Here is a 22,759-nt window from a genome sequence, read left to right on the forward strand (position 1 = left end):
CCCCTCTGGCACCATTCCACGGCCCATCGAACACACCCATGACGAACAGGTCCCGGCGCACCGGGTGACCAGGATAGATGAGTTAATCGTCCGTCATCTCTGTGTACCGGGCGAAGAGGATCTCCAGGCGTTGACGCTCAGTCGTGAGCTTCCGGTCCGCCCCGAACGCCTTATCGACCTCCCGGTCGAGCTTGTCGTGGGCCTTGACGAGCGCGGGGTCCATGGCAAGGGGATTGTAGGCGTCGGCGAGACTGCGCTCGGGGTGCAGCGCTCGGGCATCGACGACGCCCTGGCCGGCCTTGATGAGCGCAGCGCGGGCCTTCTCGTCGAGCTCGGGAACGGGGAACGTGTACCAGGTGAGGGTCGAACCGAACCGCAGCCGGGACTCCAGCCTTCCGCCGACGGCCTTTTGCCAGGTGATGAACATCGACGACGACATCAGGGCGAACTGGTCTCCTCCGGGATCTGGCAGCGTGAAATTGGCATCTCCGGCGATGACCTCTGGGCCGAAACGCTCGACAGTGAAGTAGCGCCTGGTCTCGCTGACGTGGCGCGGAATGCAGAGGAAGCTCACGTCTTGTTTGGCGCGTTGGCGGAACAGGTGGGGGAACTGTGCGAACTCTCGGGTCGTCGCAGCCTTAGACTTTGCGCGGAAGTCCCTGACCGCCTCAACTCTGCTCTTGAGGATTGTTGATCGGTTGAGGTCTGCGGGGTCCATACCGTCGAGCCACAGACACCACCGGTCTGTTCCGTGCAGTAGTTCTTTGGCCCCGAGGTAGCGGTGTAGGTACTTTGCGGCAACCGGGTCTGCGGAAACCTCAGCGTAGTCCTCGGGCTCAACGATGAAGTTTCCGTCGTCAGTAGGCATCGACCCACGCAATGACTGGTGGACTTCGCCAGATATTGGCTTGGAAGCCTTCTCGACCAGGACATTGGGTCCGTCGACCAGGTAGGCGTTGATCGCTGTATCCACGGAGACAGAGACGGGATCACCCTTCACATCCGGGTAGTCCCAGAGGACAGGTCGGGGGTCGTTCTGTCGGTCGAAGCCGACAATCACGCAGTGCACCGCGGCTTTTCCTGGGGCATCCGAGTTCCACGCGAAGGTGCGGTGGGCGAAGCGGATACGCCAACCAGCAGCAAAGATCGGGACAAACAGGCGGGGGACCTGGTCGCCCTGGGTGATCGAGTTGGTGGTCACGTAGGCGAATGCGCCGGTCCGGTCGGCGAGGAGGTCGAGAGTCTTGGCGTGCCAGCCGGTGACGTAGTCCATCCGGGAGATCTGGGTGTCGGCTCCCCAGACTTCCTGGAGCTCTGCGAGCTGTTCTTTGGTCCGACCGTCCCCACGGAATGGGGGGTTGCCGAAGACGTAGGTCGCCCCAGTGGTGCGGGGGATCTCGTACTCCCATCCGATCTGCAGTGCGTTGCCGTGGCGGATGTGGGCAGTGATCGTGATCGGCAGACGATCCGGCGCATCACCAACAGCGGCGGCCAGCGCCCGGTTGGCCTGGTGGTCGACGAGGAACATCGCCGTCTCAGCGATCTTCGCCGGCCACCAGTTCAGCTCGAAGCCGTGGAACTGGCCGATGTTCATCCGCTGGTCCAGCGACACGTCCATCGACGCTGTCTGTTGCCCTTCCTTGGCACGCAGCGCGACGATGATGTCGGTCTCGACGGCGCGTAGTTCCCGGTAGGCGACGACGAGGAAGTTGCCGCAACCGCACGCCGGGTCGAGGAACACCATCTGTGCCAACGAGTCCCGGAACTCCCGTAGGGCTTTGACGGTGGTGGACTTGTTGTGGACCAGCCGGTTGGCCTTGTCGCGCAGTTCGTCGAGGAACAGCGGTTCGATGACCTTCAGGATGTTGGTCTCGGTGGTGTAGTGCTCCCCATCGCCCCGGCGGGCCTCCTTCGACTTCACCAGCTGGAACATCGAGCCGAACACGGCCGGGGAGATCCGCGTCCAGTGGAACCGGCAGGCGTCCAACAGCGCGTCGCGCATCTCGTCGTCGAAGAAGTCCTGCGGCCACTGGTCGGCGAACAGGGAGCCGTTGACGTAGGGGAACTTCGCCATCTCCTCGGGTACCCGCCGCCGTCGGTTCTCGGGGGTGTTGAGGACCTGGAACAGGGCGTTGAGACGCGAGCCGAGAGTCTCGCCTGTGGTGTCGTAGAGGACGAAGCGGTAGAACAGGTCCTCCTCCCACAGTCCGGCGTCATCGCCGTAGAGCAGGAACAGCACGCGGGTGAGGAACACCGAGGTCTTCTGGACCTGCCAGTCCTCTTCCTCGGGGTCGGTGGGGGCGTCGTCACCGACAGCCTCGTCAGCATCGGCGTCGCCGAGCATGGCGGTGTAGAGGTTCGCCATGAGCTTCGAGGCGTGGATCGAGGCTTCCTCCTCCTCGGCCTTAGTGACGGTCTCCTGGCCGGCAAGGAAGATCAGTTGATCGACGTGATCGGTGATCTCGTCGATGGTGAAGGCGACCGTCCAGCCGTCATCGCCGAGCTTGGTGACCCGGAGGTTCTCGAAATCGGCGACGATGGCGTAGCGGGGCCACTCGTGCTGGCCGATGGAACCACCGGCGAGGTAGTCAAGGGCCTGTTGTTCGGCAGCGTCGAGATCTTTGCCCAGGGACTTTGCCTCACCGATGACCACGCCGGACCAGAACAGGTCGATGTAACCGGTGTTGCCGGTCGAAGCGCGGGTGGCGTCACGCTCAAACAGCCTGATGCGCTCGGGGATCACGCCGAAACAGCGCAGCAAGTCCGACCAGAACTGTTGGGCGTGGGACTTCTCGGTGTGCTTGGCCCCGGTGACACGCCAGTCGTTGATGATGGCGCGCCAGTCGGTGGCGAAGCTGTCGAGGTTGCGTCTAACGGTGCCACGGTCGAGTTGGGTGGGGGAGGAAGCAGTCACAGGTAGAAAACTATCCCATGACACGGCTCCGGGGGGACCATGACACCCACGGGCTCGTTGGACCTCCCTCGACATGTTCTAACTTGATGGTCAGCTACCGTCCGTGGGCTATCTGTTCCTATGAAAGTTCTTCGCGATCTGCTCGATCGTCACTCCGGGCTCACGGTTTCTCGCGACGCGCACGACATCGTCGCGGAACTCCTGGGGATAGGGCTTGGTCATGACGATCATCCTTCCAGGCCGGCCTTCCCAGGCAAGCCAGATCAGATGTCACCTATCCATGCAGCAGACCCGAGGTGATCGTTCCCCACCCGCATACGCCGTACCGGTCCATGTCGTTGGGCATCGGGATGCTGCACCCCGTCGGCAGTACCTCGTTGATGTCCGTAGCAAGGACGCGCCACGCTTCCACATCGTCGGCGACAGTGGCACGGACCTCGGCCCATCGGCCCGCACGGGTCATGGCGGCGTCGGCGGCGTCCTGCACGGAGGTTATGCGGCGGGTGAGGTCCGCGGCAGCAGTATCGGCGGAGGGATGCCGCGCCGGGGAACCCACGGGACCGTTGACGATGTACTCGGTGGTGCCGTCGTTGCGGTCCGCGGAGGTGCGGAGGGTGATGCCGGAGTACGCGGCTTCACGAACAAGGGCGGTCAGGTCAGTTGTCGTCGTCATGGGTGGTTCCTTCCATTGAGGTGATGCGCCGGAGGGCGCGGGTTACTTCTTCCAGACAGAGTGCCTGTACGGCGTAGGGGGCGGCGAGGATGTCCGCGAAGGTGTCGGCGAGGTCCGCGGCAGCGGCACGCATACGCGCGGTGGGCGCTCCCTCGGCGAGGACGGCACGGAGGTAGTCGAGGTGCTGCATCTCCGTGGTGGCGTCATGGTGCTTCGGAGGGTTCACGGGGCATCGCTCTCTGTCAGCAGGGCCGTGCCGTGCTCCCGGGCGAACTTCTCGTTGAGGGCGTCCACCAACTGTCGGGTGAGGTCCTGTTCCTGTTGGCTCACGTTGACGTTGTAGTGCGCGGGCCGGTCGGCACCGTGCAGTTTCCGCCGTGATTCGGAGATGCGGAGCAGCACGGCCAACGAGTGCGGGTCACCGTCGAGCGCGGAGGGCAGTGCCGCCTGTCGGATGAGCATCAGGTGTGCGTCCTCCTCGGCGCGGAGATCGGCAACGTTGCGTGCTTCCACGCGGTCGAGGGTCCGGGACACGGCAACTCGGGCGGCGTCCGGGGTGGGGTACCCGGCGCGCCGGGCGACCTCGGCCCACGACAGCCCATGGGTGCGGAGCGTGACCGCCTGAGTCGCCTTCTCCCGCGCTTCGATGCGCCCTGGCGAGTTCCGGGCGGGGTCGCGTTTCTGATTCGTCACAGGTCCTCCCGGAGTGTGTAGCGTCCATCGGTTTCGGTGACTCTGCCGTCGGCGGTGAGTCGGTCGAGGATATCGGGGACTAGAGAGCCATCGCCGGTCTTGTCTCTGATCACCTTCATGAGGTGTCCGAGGGTCTGCCCGAAGGTGGGGGACAGTGCGGCGAGGACAGCGGCAGAGGTCCCGTCGTCCGGTTCGGTGGGGGTCCTAGGTGAACCGGTCAAACCGGTTGAGGCGGTCAGACCGGTCAGATTCACGACCGGTTCGACCGGCTGGACCACTCTGACCGGTTCCCCCGGGACCCCCGGTCTACCGGGGACCGGGATGCCGAACGAGGACATCGCGGAGACGAAAACCTGCAGGTAGTAACCCCTTCCGCCCCGCGACCGGTTACCGGTCAGTCGGGATGCGCGGATACCGAAGTGCGTCACCAACACCCGGCCCATGCCCTGTGGAGTCAGGGCACCGAGGTGAGACGCGGCACCCCACATGCCGGGCTGTCGTCGCTGTATCGCGTCGAGCAGTTCCCCGGTGGGGAAGAACGTCTCACCGTCGGGCCAGACCGCCGCGATGTCCCGGAGCAATTGCACATGCCGCGGTACCCGGGTGAGTCCGTCTTCCCGGTCCGCCTGCATGTCGGCGAGGTCCGCGGCAATGAGGTTCCGGCAGTGGTCGGGCCACGCACCCCCGGCGGCAAGCGCGACCTTGTACAGCGGCGCCCACCGCTCCCGGTTCCGCCCGGTGAGTCCGTCCGGGTACGTCGGGCGGTTGGTCCGCACCTCGTCCCGGACCTCGTCGGCCCACGCTTCGACCTGCTCCCGGAGCAGCGCCGCGTCATCTTCGATGTACTGCCAATCACTGTCGGAGACGGTGCCCTCATAGTCAGGGAGCAGAAGGACGCGGATGCACCGGCTTCGGGTGTCATCCGGCAGGTTCGGAGAGTTCCCCGCCATTGCCACAGGCCCGAAGGTGGACATCTCCACAGGCTCCCAGTTCTTCCCCTCCACCTGAACCAGCACGGGACGAGACGCACCTCGTCGGTACCCGGAGTTCAGCACGGCGAGCAGGTCACCCACCCCCTCGTTCTTCGGGTTGAGGGTGCGGTCAGCCTCGTCAACGAGGATGGTCCTCGGCCCGTTCTGCAGCAGTCGGGCGAGCAGCGACGGCGACGACAGGGACGCCGCCTGTACCGGGTGGTGACAGAGTCGCTGCAGATGGTCCAGCGTCGTCGTCTTCCCCGCTCCCGGTGCTGGGGAGTCCAGCAGTAGGCGCGGGGTGGTGTACGTCTCCGTGACGAGGTGGGTGTGTACCGCCCACAGGGTCAGGGTGTGCAGGTCACCGGTGTTCGCGGTCCGGATGTAGGTTCCCAGCCACTCGGTGACCGTATCGAGCAGGTGACTGCCCGCGGTCTGAATCTCGGTCATCGGTCTTCCCTCCCCTCGGCGTCGGAGATGTTCGGGACGAGTCCAGCGACCTCGGCGAGATCGAGGAGCAGGGGCGCATGCGAGTCCAGCAGCCGGGGGACGGCGCCAACATCACGACTGGCGGCGGCCTCACGGAGGGCATAGCCGTGGGAGTCCATCGCGCGCCACAGGCGCTCAAGGTTCACGGCCCGCCAGAGATCCGGGACGGCGAAGATATCGGCCGTGCCCGCCTGCATCCCGTCAATCGGGCCGGTGAGTGCGTCGGTGAGTTCCTGCATCGCGGCAGTGCCCCCACCGGCAGCCTGTACGCGAGCCATGACGGCTGCAGGCGCCATAGGCTGTTCCGGGTGCCCATCACGGACCTGCTCGGCGGCGTAGGCCAGCAGTTCGCGGAGAACGAGACGGCGATCATCGGAGTACAGGGCACGGATGCTCTGCCCGGCGCACAAGGTGACGATGTCGCCTGATCGTGCGTTGAGCAGGGCGCGGACGAGGGTCAGTTCCACGTATCGGGTGGTGGGCCTCGTGTTGGTATCCTGGGGGTGGTTGCTCCCCAGCACTTCGGCCCCGTCGTTTCCCCGCGGCGGGGTCTTCTCTGTGATCGTCACGGTTACTTCACCGCCGCCCACGGGTTGACCGGCTGCATCATCTCGTCAACGTCTGCAGCACGGACGCGGATGATGCGCCCGGAGCGGTAGGCGGGGAGGTTTCCCTCGGCGATGCGACGGCGGACCGTCTTGGAACTGACCCCCCATCGGTCAGCGGCTTCTTTCAAGGACAGGTATTCGGTGGTCGTCGTAGACAACGGTGCCTACTCTCTCGTGCCGGTGGCACGCTTGCGCCCTGCCACATCCTTTCGGGTGGCAGCGCGATTGAGAGCAGGTCTTCTGTCCCACGGCCCTATGTCCGCACGGCCAGTATGCCCTCCTATGGGCCTATCTGTCCACCGTCAGGGGGTGCGTCGGTCCAGCCCGGCGCGCAAAAGGTCCACGGCGACAGTTTCCTCGTTGAGCACCCACAGCACCCACGCGAGGCGGTCAGCACGGGCATCGAACAGGTGCCCCGTGGTGGCACGCTCCCTCTTCTCGTTGAGGGGGCGCATGTCGAACCGGTAGATGCCCTGCACCTCGTCGTACATCACCCACAGCATCGGCAGGCGCCGGGCGGTACGCTCCTCGGCGTCGTAGGTCACCACGGTGGGCCGGTCGCGCCGGGCTACGCGGTCACCTGCCCCTGCATCATTCCCCGGTTCGATCTGGTCGAGGCGCACCCGGATACCCGCCTTCTCGTCAACGAGGACACCCTCGTCATCGTCGTAGACCGGGACGAGTCGGAACACTGCCCGCACCTCGTCTCCGTCCGTGATCCTCACATACAAGGGCGGAGTGAACGGCACTGGCGGCGGGCCATCGAACTGAGCATACGAGGGCCCGGGGAACGAGGAGATACTCTTCCTCACGATGTCCTCCACCTCGTCATCGGTGTAGTTCTTGCAGTCGTCGTTGTCAGTCATGCCGCGTCCTCCGTCTTCCTCGGTGCCTTCTTCTCGTTCGCCTTCACCGGCGGAACGAGGGCGTCCAATGCCGCCGCCGCCCGCTTCTCGTACCCTGCAGCGGCACGCTGGTAGTCGAGCAGTTGTTCCACCGTTTCATGCCCCATGAGACGCCTAGCCTCTTCCAGCGATACCCGACCTTCGGTGACGAGTTGCGTGCCGTAGAACCGCCTGCAGTCATGCGGGGTGATGTCTGGCCTACCCGCCGCCTTCTTCACGGGGGCGAGGCGGTTCCGAAACGTCGTGTCGAGCATCGGCGCGCCCGTCGTCGTCGTGACGATCAACGCCTCAGCACCGTCGGCAACGTTGTCCCGACAGTGGGAGCGGAGTGCCGTCGAGACGGTCTTCGGGAGCACGATGTCCCTGTTCCCGGCTTCCGTCTTCGGAGTGTCGAACGGGACCATGACCTGTCGGTGAGAGTCAGGGTCTTCCATGCGCTGAGCGGTCCGACGGACCTGCAAGGTCACCAGTTCGCTCCCGGTGAGGCCACGGAGATCCTTACGCCGGAGTTCCAGCAGTTCCCCCAGCCGGAGCCCGGACCACAACAGCAGCAGCATCGGGACGCGGAGACGGTCAGGCATCCCATCGGTCAGTGCCCCAGCTTCGGCAAGGGTGATCAGGGGTCGGTCCCTCGTCTTCGGGCGGGGAGCCTTCCCCGCCCCCTTCACCTGCACCGGGTTCGTGGGGATGATGTCGAGGGTGTCCACGGCGAACTGAAACGCGGTGTGCAGTCGCTTGTACGAGGTCGAGTTCGTGTTACCCGTGTCGGGCCACTTCTCTTGTACCTCAGACCACCACAGGGCGACGCGGGCGCGGTCCACCCCGACCACGGGTTCCTCTGCCAACGAGGTGCAAAGGACGCGACTAGCGAGTTTCCGGCGGTGGGATGCAACGGTGGACTGTTTGAGGTAGCCGGAGGACAACCACCGGTCACAGAGCTCTCGGACGGTCAGGGCGTCCGCTGCCCTCTTCTTCTCCCGTTCTTGAGGCGGCATCCATGTGCCTAGATCAATGAGGCGTCGCTCCTCGGCGAGCCACCCCTCGGCGTCGATCTGCTCGGCGAACGTGTGGGGTGCCGTAACCCGTTCCTGGGTGGGTGCGGTGTAGCGGGCGCGCCAACGCCCGGAGGGGAGCCGGTCGAGTTGCCCGAATGAGCGGCGGGTACGCGCCTTCTTCCTCGGCATGTCATCCTCCGTGGGAGATACGTGGGAAATGGGTGGGAGTTTATGGGGGTTCCTGTCCCCTTGTGTCCACCGTACCCCTAAACCGTTCCTGCAGGTAGATACGAGAAAGCCCTCGGTCCCGTGGGTGGGAACCGGGGGTATGTTGTGGGGCCAGCGGGGCTTGAACCCGCGACCAGCGGATTATGAGTCCGCGGCTCTAACCAACTGAGCTATAGCCCCGTAGGCACATTTAAGCACACGGCGATGAGCCCTCCGGGCAGGTGCCCCTTGGTCGCCGAGGGGGTTCTCCGCCCGTGCCGGCGCCCGTGAGCAGGGTGCGGCGAACACCGGTGTCATTGCAGGTGAAGGCACTGATTTGATCCTTCGCGCCACGCTCTGTAAAGTTCCATTCCGTTGCAGGGCAGAGCATGCCCCGCCGACATAATCCTCCATAGCTCAATGGCAGAGCATTCGACTGTTAATCGAAGGGTTGCTGGTTCGAGTCCAGCTGGAGGAGCATCTAACCCCAGGTAGTGCGACCAATGGTTGTGCCACCTGGGGTTCTTCGTTTAGTTGCTTCGCTCAGCCCAACCAGCAGGGATCCAGGTTGACGGAACCGGCAACTCCTACTGGTCTGCCCCAGTAGTCTCGTCGTTGTCACGTTGAAGTAGGACCTCGCTCCTGCGGGGTACCGCTCTTATATCCGGGGGTTCACCGTTTCTTCCTTCATTCGATCCGTGTTCATCGCTCTGGGCGCGGGTGTCGCCCTGACCGTGGTCACTGTTGTGACGTACACAGGCGTGCTTCCCGGGTCGGCGGTACTCAGCCAGATCTTCGGAGTTGCCTGGCTCTGGAGCTGGTGGGGCTATCTCGTTGTTCGCCTGGTCGACCGGCAGGCCCGACCACTTCGTGCCGCGGTGCTCGGCGCAGCGTCCACCGGAATAGCAGGCGCGACGTACTACCCGGTACAGCTGGCACTAGGCACGCTGGAGGACTTCGCAGTCGAAGCCGTTGCGTACTGGACCCTCACGGGTGTGGCCGTGGGATGCGTGACCGGGTTGTGCGCCGGCCTGCAGCGTTCAGCACGCCCACTGGCTGCGCTCGGCGCCGTCGGCGTCGTCCTGGTCTCCAGCTACGGATTGTGGATTTCGGCACAGGGGCTGATCGGACCGGCGAGTATCCAGACTCCTGGGACGGATATCGTCGCGCTGGTAGTGATGATCACCCTTCACGTGCTCTTGGTCGTGTGGGTGCTCGCAGACCTTCTCCGGCACAGCCCCGCGCCCACAGGAACTGAGGCCGTCCCCGCTGAACGTGAGTTGAAGCAACGCAACGCGTGAGTCCGTTTGGCCCTGTTCCAGGCCTGTGCGCTGTGCATATACTGGACCTCCCGCCTAAGGAGCGTCGTCATGCCTGTCAGAACCGTCAGTATGAGACCGGAGACCTCGAGCATCGAGATCACCGGCGACTACCCCGTCTCCCCGTCCCGTCTCTGGAACGCCTACGCGGACCCCTCGCAGCTCGAACGCTTCTGGGGACCACCGACCTACCCCGCCACCGTGGTGCGCAACGACATGGCCGTCGGCGGCCACACGCACTACTACATGACCGGTCCGGAGGGGGACACCTCCCACGGGTACTGGTCCTTCACCGAGGTCCACGCACCACACTCCTTCGTGGTGACGGACGGTTTCGCCGACGCCTCCGGCAACCCCAACACCGACGCCCCGGAGATGACGATGTCCTTCCGGTTCGACGCGACGGAGGAGGGCGCGACGGTGACCATGGTGACCTCCTTCGCCAGCTCCGAGGACATGGACAAACTCGTGGGCATGGGCATGGCGGAGGGTCTGGAGGCAGCTATGGGGCAGCTGGACGGCGTCCTCGCCGACCCGGACTCCGCCGCGCCCGGGACCGGGACGCAGCTGACGGTCATCTCCGACACCGTCGTGCGCATCACCCGGGTATTGGCCGGCGACGTGCGGCACGCCTGGCGGGCGCACCACGATGCGGACGTCCTGCGCAGGTGGCAGCTGGGCCCGGACGGCTGGTCGATGCCCGTGTGCGAGGTGTCCAGCACCGTCGGGGAGTCCTACCGCTTCGGATGGCAGCAGGACGCCACGCCGGACGCCACGCCGGACGCCTCAGCGACCGCCGAGCCCGCCCCGGCGTTCGGCTTCACCGGCGAGGTCCTGGAGGCCGAGGAACCCTACCGCGCGGTCACCACCGAGATGATGACCGACGGGGAGGGCACGCCCGTGCCGGACGGCCCGGTGACCCGCAATGAACTGTCCCTCGCCCCGGTGGCGGAGGGTACGCTGCTCACGCTGCTGATCACCTACCCGGGCGTCGCGGCCCGGGACATGATCCTCGGCACCGGCATGGTCGACGGCATGGAGACGAGCTACGCCCGCCTCGATCAGCTGGAGGTCTGAAGCGCGTCCCACAGGTCGTCGTTGAAGCCGGCCCAACGTTCCTTCGCCCACGGGCCGAAGGCACGGTCGGTCAGCACCACGGCGGCCTGCCCGCTGGGACGGTGGAACCACAGGAAGGTGCCGGACTGACCGAAGTGCCCGGCCACGTCCTGAGGCATCGAGGAACCCACCCAGTGCGGTGACTTGGTGCCGTGGATCTCCACGCCCAGCCCCCAGGGGCACGGCGTCTGGCGCCCGTAGCCCGGCACGATGCCGTCCAGGTCGGCGAACTGTGCGGTGAGCGCCTCGTCCCAGGTCTGCCCGGAGATCAGGGTGGGGGAGAGGAACTCGGCGGCGATGCGTGTCATCGCCGCCACGGTGGCGCTGAAACCGTGCCCGGCCGAGCCGGAGAGGTCCAGGTCGGCCTCCGGGATACCCAGCGGCTCGCACACGGCGGCGCGCGTGTAGTCCACAAAGTCGATACCGGTGGCGGAGACGAGGTCGGCGAGGATCTCGTATCCGGCCGAGGAGTAGATCCGCCGCGTCCGTGCGGGCTTCTCGCGTTCCCGCGAGCTCATACCTACGCCGGAGGCGTGGCTGAGCAGTTCACGCACGGTGGCGTCGGACGGACCGTCCACCGTCGCACCGTATTCGGCGACGACGTCGTCGACGGTGTCGTCGAGGGCGAAGGCGCCCTCCTCGACGGCGATCAGGACGCTGTAGGCGGTGATCAGTTTGCTCACGCTGGCCAGCGGGAACAACCGGTCGACATCCCCGTGGGTGGCCGTACCGCCCGGGGCGAGGAGGCCGGCGGCGACGGTGTCGACCGGCCAGGCGTCCACCGCGGCGAGGATGTCGGCGCTCGCGGCGTCTTGCGCTGTCATGGACCTACGCGTCCGTGGTGGAGCGGGCCTCCACGAACCGGACGATGTCACGCACCGTGCGCGCGGAGTCGAGGTCCTCCTCCTCGACGCGCACGCCGAAGGCGTCCTCGATGCGGATGGCGATGTCGATGCGCGAGACCGAGTCGATGTGGAGGTCGTCGGTCAGGTCGCTGTCGGCGCTGATCTCCTCGACGTCGACACCGGTGGCGTCCTCGATGATCATGGAGATCCTGGTCACCGGGTCGACCGAGGCGCTGCGGGCGTTGCGCGCGGGGCGTGACCCCTTCGCGGCATCGTCGGCAGGTTCCCCGCCGAGCTTCTCGGCGAGCTTGTCTCGGGCATCCGGTGAAATCTCCACGGACATCCACCTTTCTAGAGGGTCGTGCGGTCCCGTCACTGTCGGGGACCACTTTACCAATCAGGTGGATGGAACCCGCTTGCGCCTGCTCAGGCCAGATCAGGCCAGATCAGGCCTTGGTGGGGTCGGTCAGGTTCAGTTCCTCGGCGGCGTCGTTGACGTCGTCCCAGGAGACCTTGCCCTCGCGTGCCAGGGAGGCGAGCACGGCGACCACGATCGACTCGGCGTCCGAGTTGAAGAAGCGGCGTGCCGCGGCACGGGTGTCGGAGAATCCGAACCCGTCGCAACCCAGGGTGGTGTAGTCGCCGGGGACGTAGGCGCGGATCTGCTCGGGCAGGTCCGCGGCGAAGTCGGAGACACCGATGAACGGGCCGGTGGCCTTGTCCAGCACCTCGGTGACGAACGGCTTCGTGGTCTCCGCCGACGGGTGGCGCAGGGCCTCGCGCGACAGCGCGGCACCCTCACGCGCCAGCTCGGTCCAGGACGTCACCGAGTACAGCGACACGTTGACGTCGAACTTCTCACGCAGCATCTCCTTGGCGCGGATCGCCTCGGTCACACCCACGCCGGACGCCAGGATGTTGGCGACCAGGTCGGTCTGCGGGGCGGCTCCGACGTCGCCGGCGGACTGCTCGCCGGTGCCGATCAGACGGTCGGCCGGGGAGTAGAGGTAGATGCCCTTGAGCAGGCCGTCGACGTCCAGGTTCTCCGGCACGGCCGGCTGGTGGATCGGCTCGTTGTAGGCGGTGAGGTAGTAGATCACGTTCTCGCCCTGGCCGTCCTTGCCGGCACCCTCGCCGTACATGCGCTGGATGCCGTCGCGCAGGATGTAGCCGATCTCGAAGCCGAAGGCGGGGTCCCAGGCCACGACGGCCGGGTTGGTCGCCGCGAGCAGCAGGGAGTGGCCGTCCATGTGCTGCAGGCCCTCGCCGGTCAGCGTGGTGCGTCCTGCGGTGGCGCCGATGAGGAAACCACGCGCCATCTGGTCGGCGGCGGCCCAGATGCCGTCGCCGGTGCGCTGGAAGCCGAACATCGCGTAGAAGATGTACAGCGGGATCATCGGCTCGCCGTGGGTCGCGTAGGACGTGGCGGCGGCGGTGAACGAGGCGATGGAGCCGGCCTCGTTGATGCCCTCGTGCAGGATCTGGCCGGAGGTGGCCTCCTTGTAGGACAGCATCAGGTCGGCGTCCACCGGCGTGTAGTTCTGGCCGTGGTTGTTGTAGATCTTCAGCGTCGGGAACCAGGAGTCCATGCCGAAGGTGCGGGCCTCGTCCGGGATGATCGGCACGAGGCGCTTCTTGATCTCCGGGTCACGCATCAGGTCCTTGAGCGCGCGGACGAGCGCCATGGTCGTGGCGACCTCCTGCTTGCCGGAGCCCTTCAGGACGCTGCGGACGCCGTCCTTGACCTCGGGGACCTTCAGCGGCGTGTAGGAGTTGCGGCGCTCCGGCACGGCACCGCCGAGCTCCTCGCGGCGCTCGAGCATGTACCGGACCTCCGGGGAGTCCGGACCGGGGTTGAAGTACGGGGGAAGGTACGGGTCCTTCTCCAGCTCCTCGTCGGAGATCGGGATCTCCTGCTTGGTGCGGAACTGCTTGAGGTCCTCCAGGGCCAGCTTCTTCATCTGGTGGGTGGCGTTGCGGCCCTCGAAGTTGTGGCCGAGACCGTAGCCCTTGATGGTGTGGGCCAGGATGACCGTCGGCTGGTCCTTGGTCTCCAGTGCGCGCTTGTAGGCGGCGTAGATCTTGCGGTAGTCGTGGCCACCGCGGCGCAGGGCGAAGATCTCCTCGTCGGTCATGTCCTCGACGAGCTTGGCGGTCTCCGGGTTCTGCTCGAAGAAGTACTTGCGGACGTAGCCGCCGTCCTTGGCCTTGAAGGTCTGGTAGTCGCCGTCCGGCGTGGTGTTCATGACGTTGACCAGGTCGCCGTCCTTGTCCTTGGCGAGCAGGTCGTCCCACTCGCGGGCCCAGACGACCTTAATGACGTTCCAGCCGGCACCGCGGAAGAAGCTCTCGAGCTCCTGGATGATCTTGGTGTTGCCGCGGACCGGGCCGTCGAGGCGCTGCAGGTTGCAGTTCACCACGAAGGTCAGGTTGTCGAGGTTGTAGAGGGCGGCCTGCTGGATGAGGCCGCGGGACTCCGGCTCGTCCATCTCGCCGTCGCCGAGGAACGCCCAGGTGTGCTGCTGGGAGGTGTCCTTGATGCCACGGTCGTTGAGGTAACGGTCGAAGCGCGCCTGGTAGATGGCGTTCATCGGGCCCAGGCCCATCGACACGGTGGGGTGCTCCCAGAAGTCGGGCATGCCGTGGGGGTGGGGGTAGCTGGGCATGCCGATGCCGGGCTTGCTCTTTTCCTGGCGGAAGGCGTCCATCTCCTCCTCGGAGAGGCGGCCCTCGAGGAAGGCGCGGGCGTAGATGCCGGGGGAGGCGTGGCCCTGGAAGAACACGTGGTCGCCGCCGCCGGCGTGGTCCTTGCCGCGGAAGAAGTGGTTGAAGCCGACCTCGTAGAGGGCGGCGGCGGAGGCGTAGGACGAGATGTGTCCGCCCACGCCGATGCCGGGACGCTGGGCGCGGTGGACCATCACCGCGGCGTTCCAGCGGATCCAGCGGCGGTAGCGCTTCTCCATGTCCTCGTCACCGGGGAACTCCGGTTCCATGGTGGTGGGGATGGTGTTCACGTAGTCCGTGGACAGCAGCGGGGGCATGGGGACGCGCTTGGCGGAGGCGCGCTCCAGCAGGCGCAGCATCAGGTAACGGGCGCGGTCCGGGCCCGCGTCGCCGAGGAGACCGTCGAGGGAGTCCATCCACTCCTGGGTCTCGTCAGGGTCGGAGTCCCGGAGATAGGACGCGACGCCATCGCGGATGGTGCTGAAATTGCTGTCCGACTTGTCGGACTTGGGTGACCTGCTGGACGCAGATGTCATGACGCTCCTCCTGGGTACGGGAAAGGACTTGGCCCGCGGTCCTGGACTGCGGCTGCGGGGCCTGTCGACGGTCTGTCACTGTTCGATACTACGGAAGACCGGGGTAGGTATTTACAGCGCGATGCCGGGCAAGTTGGCCCACCGCCTAGCCATGACCAGATACTTCCCCTACTATGCAGGGGAGATCAGTGCCTTGATCTGCGGGTGTCGCGCCAGGCGCGGCCCGCGCGGGCTCGGGGCAGTGCCCGGATGGTGAAATACGCCACTCGGGGGATCGTCACGAAGCACCCTCCTTGGGGGTGCAAGAAGTAATGGCACCAGAAATATCAGAGGAAAGGTCAGGGAACCGCAAGTGGGAGACGCCTCCGGCGCAGCAGTGCACGAAGGACAGGACTGGGCAGAGTTGTTGGACGTGTCCAACGGCCAGATCGTGCAGGAGCTCGGTTGGGACGAAGACGCCGACAGCTCCATCAGTGAGGGACTCGAGGAGATCATCGGAGAGGCTCTCCTCGACGAGGAGACCGACGAAATGGTCGACGTCGTCCTGCTGTGGTGGCGCCACGATGACGGCGACCTCGTCGACGGACTCGTCGACGCGACCAGGAACCTGGGGGAGTCTGGCCGTATCTGGCTGCTGACCCCGGCCGCAGGCACGCCGGGGACGGTGGAACCGGGCGAGATCGCCGAGTCCGCCCAGGTCGCCGGCCTCGTCCAGACGATCTCGACGCGCCTCGGCGCCTGGCAGGGGGCCTGTCTGGTCCCCGGCGGGACGAAGCGCTAGAGTTCTACAGGTTCCCGACGGTCGGCCCAGGAGTGGCCGCGTGGGGATGACGCGCATTTAGCTCAGTTGGAAGAGCAGCTGGTTTACACCCAGCAGGTCGGCGGTTCGAACCCGTCAGTGCGCACCACTACTGACCAGGCAACGAGATGACGTTGGACACCTGGTCCCCTCCGGAAACGGCCTCCGTGACTACATTTTGACTACGTTCCGCGGAGATCATGTTCCCCATCGCCACGGCCAACGACTGCATGTCGTCCGGGAACCACTCGCCGTATCGATCCATCGTCAGCTTCGCAGAGCTGTGACCCATCGCCTGCTGCAGCACCTTCGCGTTGGCCCCTGACCGGATCGCCAACGACGCATACGTGTGGCGGATCTTGTGCGGGGTCAGATCCTCCATGCCGATCTTCTCTGCCGCCGGATCGAACCAGTCGCGCCGGGCATTGCCGACCCACAGTGGCGTCAGGCTCGGTGTGGCGAACACGAGGTCTGTCTTCTTCTTCCCGGACAGCAGGGGGACGATGACGGGCACCAGGTCAGCGATCAGCGGGACGAACCGCTTCTTGCCGTACTTCGGCAGCCCGTCGATCAATTCTCCACCGGACTCGTACTTCTGTCGGCGGACGTAGATGTGCCCTTTCGCCACGTCGACGTCGCGCACCTGCAGGCCCACCAGCTCCCCCCACCGCAGTCCCGCCAGGCCGAGGGTCAGCACTGCCGGTCGATACCGGCCCGCGGCATCCGCCATCGCGTAGAGCTGCTCGACGGTCAGCGGCACCATCTCGGACTCCACGATCTTCGGGAGGTCGACACCGACGGCAGGGTTCGTCTTGATCAGTTTGTCGGTCACCGCCATCTTGAGCACCTGGTGCAGCACGGCGTGGTCATTCACCACCGTGCGCGGCGCGAAGTCCGCCTTGGCCTGCTTCACCCAGTCACGCACGAGCTTGGCGTTGATGTCCTTGACGTACGTCTCGCCGATGTACCCGGTCTTGCCGATCCGGGCCAGCGCCTGCTCGTAGGCCCGCTTCGTCTTGGGCTGGATGTTGTGCTTGGTCGCCAGCCAGTCCTCACCGACGGCCGTGAAGGTCACGCGCCCGGCGGTCGGGCTCGTGTAGGACCCGTCGCTGATGTCGACGACGTTCTGTGCGTGCCACTCGCGTGCGTCGCGTTTCGTGCGAAAACCGCGCTTGGTCGTGAGCTTCCGGTCCGGCTTGCGGTACTGGATCTTGTACCGTTTCCCCGCATTGGTCATGTACGGCTCTGGATCAGCCATGATGTAGCCTCTCTCATGTCTGCTGCTTCATGTGGACACTCCGGCCCCCACCGCCCTTGCCCGGCAGTGGGGGCCTTTCAGTCGTGTGGAGTCTCTCTTAGAGAGTGGCGTTCCACTCCGCCTCGGCTGAGTTGAGGAAGGCCATGGCCTCCTCGAAGTTCAGACGGTAGTCGCCGGGGGCGGCTGCTGACTCGAAGCACGCGGTCCCGGAGTAGTTACCGCCGGGGCCGACCTCCACGGTGTCGTAGTTCGCCTCTTCGGTGAACGTCTGGCTGTGAGTCACCCCGTTGGGGTCGGTGAGCTTCCAGTCCATCGCACCGTTCAGGCTCAGTGAGTCGTCACCTGTCACCTCGAAGCTCACGTCGACGCACAGGTACTCGCCGCCGAGGGCACTGCTGGACGGGCGAAGGTTACTGGCGGTGATGTCGGCCTTATCGGTGTGGACGGTGTCGCCGAGCTGTGCGGCACCCTCGTCTCCGCCACCGTTTCCGTTGGCCTGATCATCACCGTTGTCGCCATTGTCACCGCTGTTGTCCTGGCTGTTCGACGAGTTGTCGGAACTGCTCGAGTCGTCATCGTCGCCGCCGCTGAGCGCGGAAGCCAGGACGATGATCACAACGATGATTAGCAGGATGATGAACCATGCGCGCTTATAGAACGGCTTCTTCTCCTTGGCGGGCTGCTGCGGGGGTTGCCCGTACTGGTTCTGGTCAGTCATAGGGGATAGGTCCTCTCGAACGGTCACTCGCCACGTCACGGCGAGATCGTGGGGGCCGAGCATCTCGGCGTTCTGGCTGATTCTGGTAGTTTCCAGATCCGTATTATCTTAAGCCACGGGGGGTATAAGCAGGGGCGGTCGGGTGAACTTAGATCACGATGTGCCGGTCATGACGCTTCCCGCCTCTTGAGTGTCAGAGTGCGCCAGGTGTCGACCACGTCGCGGGTGACACCGAGGGCCCAGGCCAGCGCGCCGGGATGGGGCCCGTAGTCCTGCTCGGCTTCGCGATAGGCAGGCTCGCTGATGACCAGCTGCGCTGCCCACAGGTCCGCCCGGCGTTCTAGGCGCGGGTCATCCGAGTGCTCGTCCCCGTAGCGCGCATGCCCGATCTCGTGCGCCAGAGCCGATCGCTTTGTGTAGGGGTCGAGATCGTCCCGTAGGAGGATGACCCGGTCGTCGTGCATGTAGATCGCGTTCAGGTCGCCGCGAAGTTTGTTCGTCTCGTAGACCGCTACTCCGAGCTCCTTGGCCTTAGCTTTCAGCTGCTTCATGGTTTAGGGATCTTCAGGCTCCTCGAGTCGTGGGGTCCGTCGTTGTGCGGCGCCCTTCAGCTGGTTCGCTTTACGGAGCACCTCGTCGAGATCATGCCCCTCGCCATGGACATCGGGGGTGGATTCCTCGTGCTCCTGCTGCTCACCAGAAACACCCTCGGGGGTATCGGCGTCATCTGAGGGGAATTTGAGGACGTCGGCGTCCTCGTCGTCGAAGTGGGTGGTCACTTCGCCGTCCTCGCCGTGGAATAGGCGGACGGCTTCCGGATCAACGCGCTTGTGCATCTCGTCGAGCATCTCCGCATTGGTGGCGTATCCGAGCGCCTGGACTACCCCGACGATCTCCACCTCTCCTGCCTGGATGTGCCCGGTGTCGACCAGGGCATCCACAATGCTCGCGTCGTAGGCGCGCGCGATGGCGATGACGTTGTCCGCGCTCAGGCGCCCCTTCTCCACTTGCCGCAGCACCGTGGTGTGGGACAGGCCGGCAGTCTTCGCTGCAGCGGTAGGGCTCAGGTCGGGGCTGATGCTCTTGATCCAGGTCTCATGTTCCATGAGGATCATTTTGCACTTCTTGTTTCAGCATGTCAATAGGGGTAGGGATCTAGAATGCTCCCGATTCGGGGACGACGCCTTGCGTTTCGATCCAATCAGGACCATAATGATCCTAGACAGACCGAAATGATCCGCTTAGGGAGGTGAGGACATGCAGAAGATGCGACTCCGCCGAGGCGTCATCGACCAGATCAAGCAGGACCGCGCGCTCGATACCGACGACCGGGTCGCGGCGATCCTCGGAGTCAGCGTCGAAGAGGTTGATCGGATGCGACGAGGTGAGGCGATCAGCCCGATCATGGCGGCCCAGGTCGCCGTCGTGCAGGGAACCGGGTTCGACCTGAGCAAGTGGGTTGAGTACGTGCCTTCCCGCACCACCACGGCCGCCTGACTCCGTCCCCGTCCGTGGGGAAGCGGGCAGGGGCGCGCTCCACGCGCAGCGCAGGCTGTCACCGGCGTCATGGCCGACGTAGAGCACCAGGACCACACGTGTCCTCGATATTTGAGAACTGAACAGTGCAAGTAAGACACCTTCGCCCTACTGCCGGACCAGGTCCGGTACCGGTTCATGACCGGGGTAGGGCACCGGGGTCGAGGTGTGCGCACGGCTGGAGGTTTTCCAGCGCTTCCCTCTGCCGGAGAAAGCAGCGGACACCTGATCAACAGGCGTCGCCGTCCGTGACACCGAGGGGCTCACAACCACCTCGACGGACGCGCCCCAGGACCAGGTCCAATCTCACCTGAGAGGCGCTCGCTGCACCTCGACCCCCTACATACGAGCACCGCCGACGCTGTCTGCCAGGACATGTGCGCGTCGGCGGTGCACAGTCACACACCCCTTGAGAAATGAGGAGGAGACCATGACTAGCCTAACGCCAGTCACTTCCACCGGCGCCCCGCGCCTGCTCACCCCGGCCGACCTGTGCGAGCAGTTCCCCGGCACCACCGCCCAGACCTGGGCCCAGCGCCGCTACATGGGCACCGGCCCCGACTTCGCGAAGATCGGGCGCCGGGTCTACTACCGACAGGCCGACGTCGACGCCTGGTCAGAGTCGCAGATCCGTACCCGCAGCGACCGCGATGCGGCGGTGGGCTGATGACCCACGCACAGAAAATCGGCCAGTACCTCGCCTACGTCCGTAAGGAAAGAGGCCTGTCCCAGAGCACCGTCGCCACCGACGCACATTGCTCGAGCTCGTCCCTGTCCGAGATGGAGGCAGACGCCTCAAAGGCCCGCTTCAACGGCATTGCCCTCTGGGCCTCAGCCCTGCACGTCGACCTGGCTGACCTGATCGCCAAGATCAACCGCGGGGAGGACCTCATGCCGGCGCCGCCGGCCCTCGAGTACCACGGACGGACCTACATCCGCACCGACCTCATGGGCAGCCCCGTCGTGTACGCACCCGGGAAACGGGTGGGCCCCGCGGAGGTGACGCATGAAACCCCGTAACGACACCCGTCAGCGCGACCTCGCCCGCCACCCCGCAACACACCACCACCCGGCGCGCCGGGAGCCTGGTGAGCCGTCGGTGAGGGAGTTGGTTGAGTCGCAGTTCGCGATCATGATCGCGTTCGTCCTTGGTGGTGGCTTCGCGCTCTTGATCGTCGCGCAGGCGTGGGAGGCGTGGGGGTGGGTCGGTATCACCGGCATCTTCGCCCTGGTCGCCGTCGTTGTCGTCGGGCTGGTCGATCGTCCATGAGCGTTCCCACCCGAGACAACCCTGCCGTTCCGGCCCCGCCCATCGTCGTTGACGAGATCCGATCCCGCATGGACAGCATGCTTGCCCACCGCCACGACATCGGACACGCCACGTGGAGTGAGCTCGGCGCCATTCTCCGCGTCGACGGAGACACCCTCCGCAACCTCGCCACAGGTAAGCGCCGGCGAGTGACCGTGCAGAAGCTCGACACGCTGGTCGTCGTGCTCGGCCTGGTCGGCTACGTCGACGTCACCACGGGCCGCCAGCTCTACACCGCGCCGCGGCGAGGAGTCGCCGCATGAGCCAGTACGTCCATGTCAACCGCAACAAGTACACCGGCGAATGGGACGTCACCAGTGAGTGGGGATCCACCAGCTGGGGCACCTGGCCCGAGGCCATGACCGAGGCCGGTCGCCTACGCGCATCCATCCAGCTGGCCCTGCACCAACGGGCAAACCGCATCGTCACCTCCGACGGCACGTGTGCCTACACCGGATGCCGCGAACCCGGACACCTGATCAACACCTGGGGGAGAGGCTTCTGCTTCTGCTCCGAGCACGCCGACCCGGCGCGCCGGGTGTTGGAGTCCCCGTCCGCGGGTGACTCGCGGTCGCGTCCGCGCATCCCTGATCTCAGTAGGAGAGCATCTTGACCACATCGAATTACGCCGATCACGTCCCGCCGTCGATAGGTGGGAAGCAGGCCCTTGTCGATGCCGCGCGCGGGCGCCCGGTGACGTTCGCGTCGACTCGGCGCAGCTTGAAGATGCGGGGGCTGATCGGGGAGGACAGTCTTCCGACCGGACTGGGCCGCCGCGTCGCCGCGCACATCGAGACCGAGTGGGCGGCGAACCGGGAGCACTGGGGATGACCGATAGCGACCAGTACCGCGAGTACCTCATCGGGCTCGCCGACGGCATCACCGCCGTCACCGACCGAGACCGCCCCGGCACCGACGGCGCCGAAGTGCTCGCCGTCGCCGGACTCATTCGCTGGTCCGGATCACCGAAGAGCCCCGGCTGGACGCCTACCGCGCCCGGCCGGCAGATCCTCAACCACTACAGGAGAAGCAAATGACCGCATCGACACCCACCGCCGAGTTCATCGCGTGCCCGCCGAAGCCGGGAACCCGCGAGCACGACTCCTACATCTCCGCCAGCAAGATCCCCGCGATCATGGGCGTCGACCCGTACGGGCGCACCATCCACGATGTCTACGACCACCTGATCGACCCTCGCGACGCCCGGGAGCCCGACGAGCTCACCGCCCGCCGCTTCCGATGGGGCCACGCCGCCGAGGACGCCCTCGTCGAGTACTGGGCAGGGGAGTCCGGCCACGATGACGGGTACTTCGAGTCGCAGCCGGCCTACCGAGCCCCCACAGTCGAGGAGCTGTGCTTTCCGCACGTCGTCACCCCGGACTCGGTGTTCCGCCCGAGGGCGCCGAGACCCCACGGCCCCGAGAACCGCGTGTTCTCCGACGACCCGCGGGCCTGCCACATCGTCGAGGCAAAGACCGGACCGCGCCTGGGCCTCCTCGTGCCCGCCTCCGACGGCCCGGACATCCCGATCGGCGAGGCCGCCCAGGTGCTCACCCAGATGGGCGTCATCGGATCCCCACTCGGCTGGATCGTCCGCGCGCCCGCCACCCGCGACGACGTCCCGGAGATCTCACAGGTCCCCTGGTCCGCCGCCGCATGGGACCTGATCGTCGGCACCTGCGCCCACCTCTGGGACATCGTGCAGCAGAGCCGCACCAACCCCAACGACGAGTACGACCCCGGCGTGGAACTCGACGACCTCGCTGAGAGCATCGACGGCAACCTCGCCACCATCCTGCTGCGCGAGGGGGCCTGACATGGAACTGTGCACCGCCCTGCGAACGGGACGCCGACGAGTCAACCAAGAGCCGGCTCCCTCGCTCCTAGATGCAATGAGCGTGACGCGATTCTGGTCCCTCGTAGACCAAACCGGCGAGTGCTGGACCTGGCGAGGAGACACAGATCGCAACGGCTACGGGATCTTCGTGTGGCACGGGAAACGCCATCCAGCACATGCGCTCGCACTGTCGTTCACCACAGGCGAGCAGCGAGCGTCCGGCCTAGAAACCTGCCACTCCTGCGATAACCCCCCATGCTGCAACCCCGACCACCTCCGGTTCGACACCAGGCTGTCGAACATCAAC

The 22,759-nt window shown here is 65.7% G+C and carries 28 protein-coding genes and 3 tRNA genes; 14 read left to right on the top strand and 17 right to left on the bottom strand.

What is annotated here, in order from left to right:
- Positions 1–82: 82 nt before the first annotated feature.
- From ACT3UN_RS10795 to ACT3UN_RS10840, 10 genes are all read right to left on the bottom strand, one after another.
- On the bottom strand, positions 83–2,914 hold the full coding sequence (locus tag ACT3UN_RS10795) for a DNA methyltransferase (RefSeq protein ID WP_444657037.1): 2,832 nt from the start codon (positions 2,912–2,914) through the stop codon (positions 83–85).
- A gap of 274 nt (positions 2,915–3,188) precedes the next feature.
- Positions 3,189–3,587 (bottom strand): hypothetical protein, encoded by a 399-nt coding sequence (locus tag ACT3UN_RS10800; RefSeq protein WP_444657038.1) that lies wholly within the window; start codon positions 3,585–3,587, stop codon positions 3,189–3,191.
- Complete coding sequence (locus ACT3UN_RS10805; protein ID WP_442338100.1) at positions 3,571–3,813, bottom strand: hypothetical protein; 243 nt, start codon at positions 3,811–3,813, stop codon at positions 3,571–3,573. Before ACT3UN_RS10805 ends, ACT3UN_RS10800 begins: the two co-directional genes overlap by 17 nt.
- Positions 3,810–4,280, bottom strand: coding sequence for a hypothetical protein (locus tag ACT3UN_RS10810; RefSeq protein WP_444657039.1), 471 nt, complete (start codon positions 4,278–4,280; stop codon positions 3,810–3,812). The genes ACT3UN_RS10805 and ACT3UN_RS10810 overlap by 4 nt, the downstream gene beginning before the upstream one ends.
- Positions 4,277–5,353 carry a DUF3631 domain-containing protein gene (locus tag ACT3UN_RS10815; RefSeq protein ID WP_444657040.1) on the bottom strand — a complete coding sequence of 359 codons (1,077 nt, stop codon included), beginning with the start codon at positions 5,351–5,353 and terminating at the stop codon, positions 4,277–4,279. The genes ACT3UN_RS10810 and ACT3UN_RS10815 overlap by 4 nt, the downstream gene beginning before the upstream one ends.
- Positions 5,354–5,697: 344 nt before the next feature.
- Positions 5,698–6,309, bottom strand: coding sequence for a hypothetical protein (locus tag ACT3UN_RS10820; RefSeq protein WP_444657041.1), 612 nt, complete (start codon positions 6,307–6,309; stop codon positions 5,698–5,700).
- 2 nt (positions 6,310–6,311) lie between these two features.
- On the bottom strand, positions 6,312–6,506 hold the full coding sequence (locus ACT3UN_RS10825) for a helix-turn-helix domain-containing protein (RefSeq protein ID WP_312978339.1): 195 nt from the start codon (positions 6,504–6,506) through the stop codon (positions 6,312–6,314).
- Between the two features lie 144 nt (positions 6,507–6,650).
- On the bottom strand, positions 6,651–7,214 hold the full coding sequence (locus tag ACT3UN_RS10830) for a hypothetical protein (RefSeq protein WP_444657042.1): 564 nt from the start codon (positions 7,212–7,214) through the stop codon (positions 6,651–6,653).
- Entirely contained in the window at positions 7,211–8,437 is a 1,227-nt protein-coding gene (locus ACT3UN_RS10835; protein WP_444657043.1) for a tyrosine-type recombinase/integrase, read from the bottom strand. The genes ACT3UN_RS10830 and ACT3UN_RS10835 overlap by 4 nt, the downstream gene beginning before the upstream one ends.
- Positions 8,438–8,582: 145 nt before the next feature.
- Positions 8,583–8,656, bottom strand: a tRNA-Ile gene (locus ACT3UN_RS10840).
- A gap of 205 nt (positions 8,657–8,861) precedes the next feature.
- Here ACT3UN_RS10840 and ACT3UN_RS10845 point away from each other — a divergent pair.
- The 3 genes from ACT3UN_RS10845 (at position 8,862) to ACT3UN_RS10855 (ending at position 10,851) form a co-directional block, all read left to right on the top strand.
- A tRNA-Asn gene (locus ACT3UN_RS10845) sits at positions 8,862–8,933 on the top strand.
- 220 nt (positions 8,934–9,153) lie between these two features.
- Positions 9,154–9,756: a hypothetical protein gene (locus ACT3UN_RS10850; protein WP_301443320.1), complete on the top strand. Its 603-nt coding sequence runs from the start codon at positions 9,154–9,156 to the stop codon at positions 9,754–9,756.
- Positions 9,757–9,825: 69 nt separating this feature from the next.
- A complete protein-coding gene (locus ACT3UN_RS10855) occupies positions 9,826–10,851 on the top strand; it encodes an SRPBCC family protein (RefSeq protein ID WP_301443321.1) in 1,026 nt (341 codons plus the stop codon).
- Here ACT3UN_RS10855 and ACT3UN_RS10860 read toward each other — a convergent pair.
- The 3 genes from ACT3UN_RS10860 to aceE all read right to left on the bottom strand — a co-directional run bounded on the left by ACT3UN_RS10860 (position 10,836) and on the right by aceE (position 14,995).
- Positions 10,836–11,714, bottom strand: coding sequence for a serine hydrolase domain-containing protein (locus tag ACT3UN_RS10860; protein WP_301443322.1), 879 nt, complete (start codon positions 11,712–11,714; stop codon positions 10,836–10,838). The two genes, ACT3UN_RS10855 and ACT3UN_RS10860, sit on opposite strands and share 16 nt — an antisense overlap.
- A gap of 4 nt (positions 11,715–11,718) precedes the next feature.
- Entirely contained in the window at positions 11,719–12,072 is a 354-nt protein-coding gene (locus ACT3UN_RS10865) for an acyl carrier protein (protein WP_301443323.1), read from the bottom strand.
- 109 nt (positions 12,073–12,181) lie between these two features.
- A complete protein-coding gene (aceE, locus tag ACT3UN_RS10870; protein ID WP_301443324.1) occupies positions 12,182–14,995 on the bottom strand; it encodes a pyruvate dehydrogenase (acetyl-transferring), homodimeric type in 2,814 nt (937 codons plus the stop codon).
- Between the two features lie 352 nt (positions 14,996–15,347).
- Here aceE and ACT3UN_RS10875 point away from each other — a divergent pair, with 352 nt between their 5' ends.
- Both ACT3UN_RS10875 and ACT3UN_RS10880 read left to right on the top strand, forming a co-directional pair.
- Positions 15,348–15,776, top strand: a complete 429-nt coding sequence (locus tag ACT3UN_RS10875) for a DUF3052 domain-containing protein (protein WP_301443325.1) — start codon at positions 15,348–15,350, stop codon at positions 15,774–15,776.
- A 51-nt stretch (positions 15,777–15,827) separates the two neighbouring features.
- Positions 15,828–15,903: transfer RNA gene (locus tag ACT3UN_RS10880), tRNA-Val, on the top strand.
- Here the strand turns inward: ACT3UN_RS10880 and ACT3UN_RS10885 are convergent.
- The 4 genes from ACT3UN_RS10885 to ACT3UN_RS10900 form a co-directional block, all read right to left on the bottom strand.
- Positions 15,904–17,052: a tyrosine-type recombinase/integrase gene (locus ACT3UN_RS10885; protein WP_444657044.1), complete on the bottom strand. Its 1,149-nt coding sequence runs from the start codon at positions 17,050–17,052 to the stop codon at positions 15,904–15,906.
- Between the two features lie 97 nt (positions 17,053–17,149).
- Complete coding sequence (locus ACT3UN_RS10890) at positions 17,150–17,770, bottom strand: DUF4352 domain-containing protein (protein WP_444657045.1); 621 nt, start codon at positions 17,768–17,770, stop codon at positions 17,150–17,152.
- Positions 17,771–17,937: 167 nt separating this feature from the next.
- On the bottom strand, positions 17,938–18,321 hold the full coding sequence (locus ACT3UN_RS10895) for an ImmA/IrrE family metallo-endopeptidase (protein WP_444657046.1): 384 nt from the start codon (positions 18,319–18,321) through the stop codon (positions 17,938–17,940).
- 3 nt (positions 18,322–18,324) lie between these two features.
- Complete coding sequence (locus ACT3UN_RS10900) at positions 18,325–18,876, bottom strand: hypothetical protein (RefSeq protein ID WP_444657047.1); 552 nt, start codon at positions 18,874–18,876, stop codon at positions 18,325–18,327.
- 151 nt (positions 18,877–19,027) lie between these two features.
- Here ACT3UN_RS10900 and ACT3UN_RS10905 point away from each other — a divergent pair, with 151 nt between their 5' ends.
- The 9 genes from ACT3UN_RS10905 (at position 19,028) to ACT3UN_RS10945 (ending at position 22,431) form a co-directional block, all read left to right on the top strand.
- Positions 19,028–19,267 (top strand): hypothetical protein, encoded by a 240-nt coding sequence (locus ACT3UN_RS10905; RefSeq protein WP_444657048.1) that lies wholly within the window; start codon positions 19,028–19,030, stop codon positions 19,265–19,267.
- A 469-nt stretch (positions 19,268–19,736) separates the two neighbouring features.
- Positions 19,737–19,973, top strand: coding sequence for a helix-turn-helix transcriptional regulator (locus ACT3UN_RS10910; RefSeq protein ID WP_444657049.1), 237 nt, complete (start codon positions 19,737–19,739; stop codon positions 19,971–19,973).
- The gene (locus ACT3UN_RS10915) at positions 19,973–20,326 is read left to right on the top strand and encodes a helix-turn-helix domain-containing protein (RefSeq protein WP_444657050.1); all 354 of its coding nucleotides are present in this window, start codon (positions 19,973–19,975) and stop codon (positions 20,324–20,326) included. The genes ACT3UN_RS10910 and ACT3UN_RS10915 overlap by 1 nt, the downstream gene beginning before the upstream one ends.
- Complete coding sequence (locus ACT3UN_RS10920) at positions 20,313–20,576, top strand: hypothetical protein (RefSeq protein ID WP_444657051.1); 264 nt, start codon at positions 20,313–20,315, stop codon at positions 20,574–20,576. The genes ACT3UN_RS10915 and ACT3UN_RS10920 overlap by 14 nt, the downstream gene beginning before the upstream one ends.
- A 68-nt stretch (positions 20,577–20,644) precedes the next feature.
- Positions 20,645–20,878: a hypothetical protein gene (locus tag ACT3UN_RS10925; RefSeq protein ID WP_444657052.1), complete on the top strand. Its 234-nt coding sequence runs from the start codon at positions 20,645–20,647 to the stop codon at positions 20,876–20,878.
- Positions 20,875–21,228: a hypothetical protein gene (locus ACT3UN_RS10930; protein WP_444657053.1), complete on the top strand. Its 354-nt coding sequence runs from the start codon at positions 20,875–20,877 to the stop codon at positions 21,226–21,228. Before ACT3UN_RS10925 ends, ACT3UN_RS10930 begins: the two co-directional genes overlap by 4 nt.
- A complete protein-coding gene (locus ACT3UN_RS10935) occupies positions 21,225–21,446 on the top strand; it encodes a hypothetical protein (protein ID WP_444657054.1) in 222 nt (73 codons plus the stop codon). The genes ACT3UN_RS10930 and ACT3UN_RS10935 overlap by 4 nt, the downstream gene beginning before the upstream one ends.
- Positions 21,443–21,652, top strand: a complete 210-nt coding sequence (locus tag ACT3UN_RS10940; RefSeq protein ID WP_444657055.1) for a hypothetical protein — start codon at positions 21,443–21,445, stop codon at positions 21,650–21,652. Before ACT3UN_RS10935 ends, ACT3UN_RS10940 begins: the two co-directional genes overlap by 4 nt.
- Positions 21,649–22,431: a hypothetical protein gene (locus tag ACT3UN_RS10945; RefSeq protein WP_444657056.1), complete on the top strand. Its 783-nt coding sequence runs from the start codon at positions 21,649–21,651 to the stop codon at positions 22,429–22,431. The genes ACT3UN_RS10940 and ACT3UN_RS10945 overlap by 4 nt, the downstream gene beginning before the upstream one ends.
- Positions 22,432–22,759 lie beyond the last annotated feature (328 nt).

The sequence above is a fragment of the Corynebacterium sp. AOP12-C2-36 genome, from assembly GCF_052379185.1.
Taxonomy (GTDB): domain Bacteria; phylum Actinomycetota; class Actinomycetes; order Mycobacteriales; family Mycobacteriaceae; genus Corynebacterium.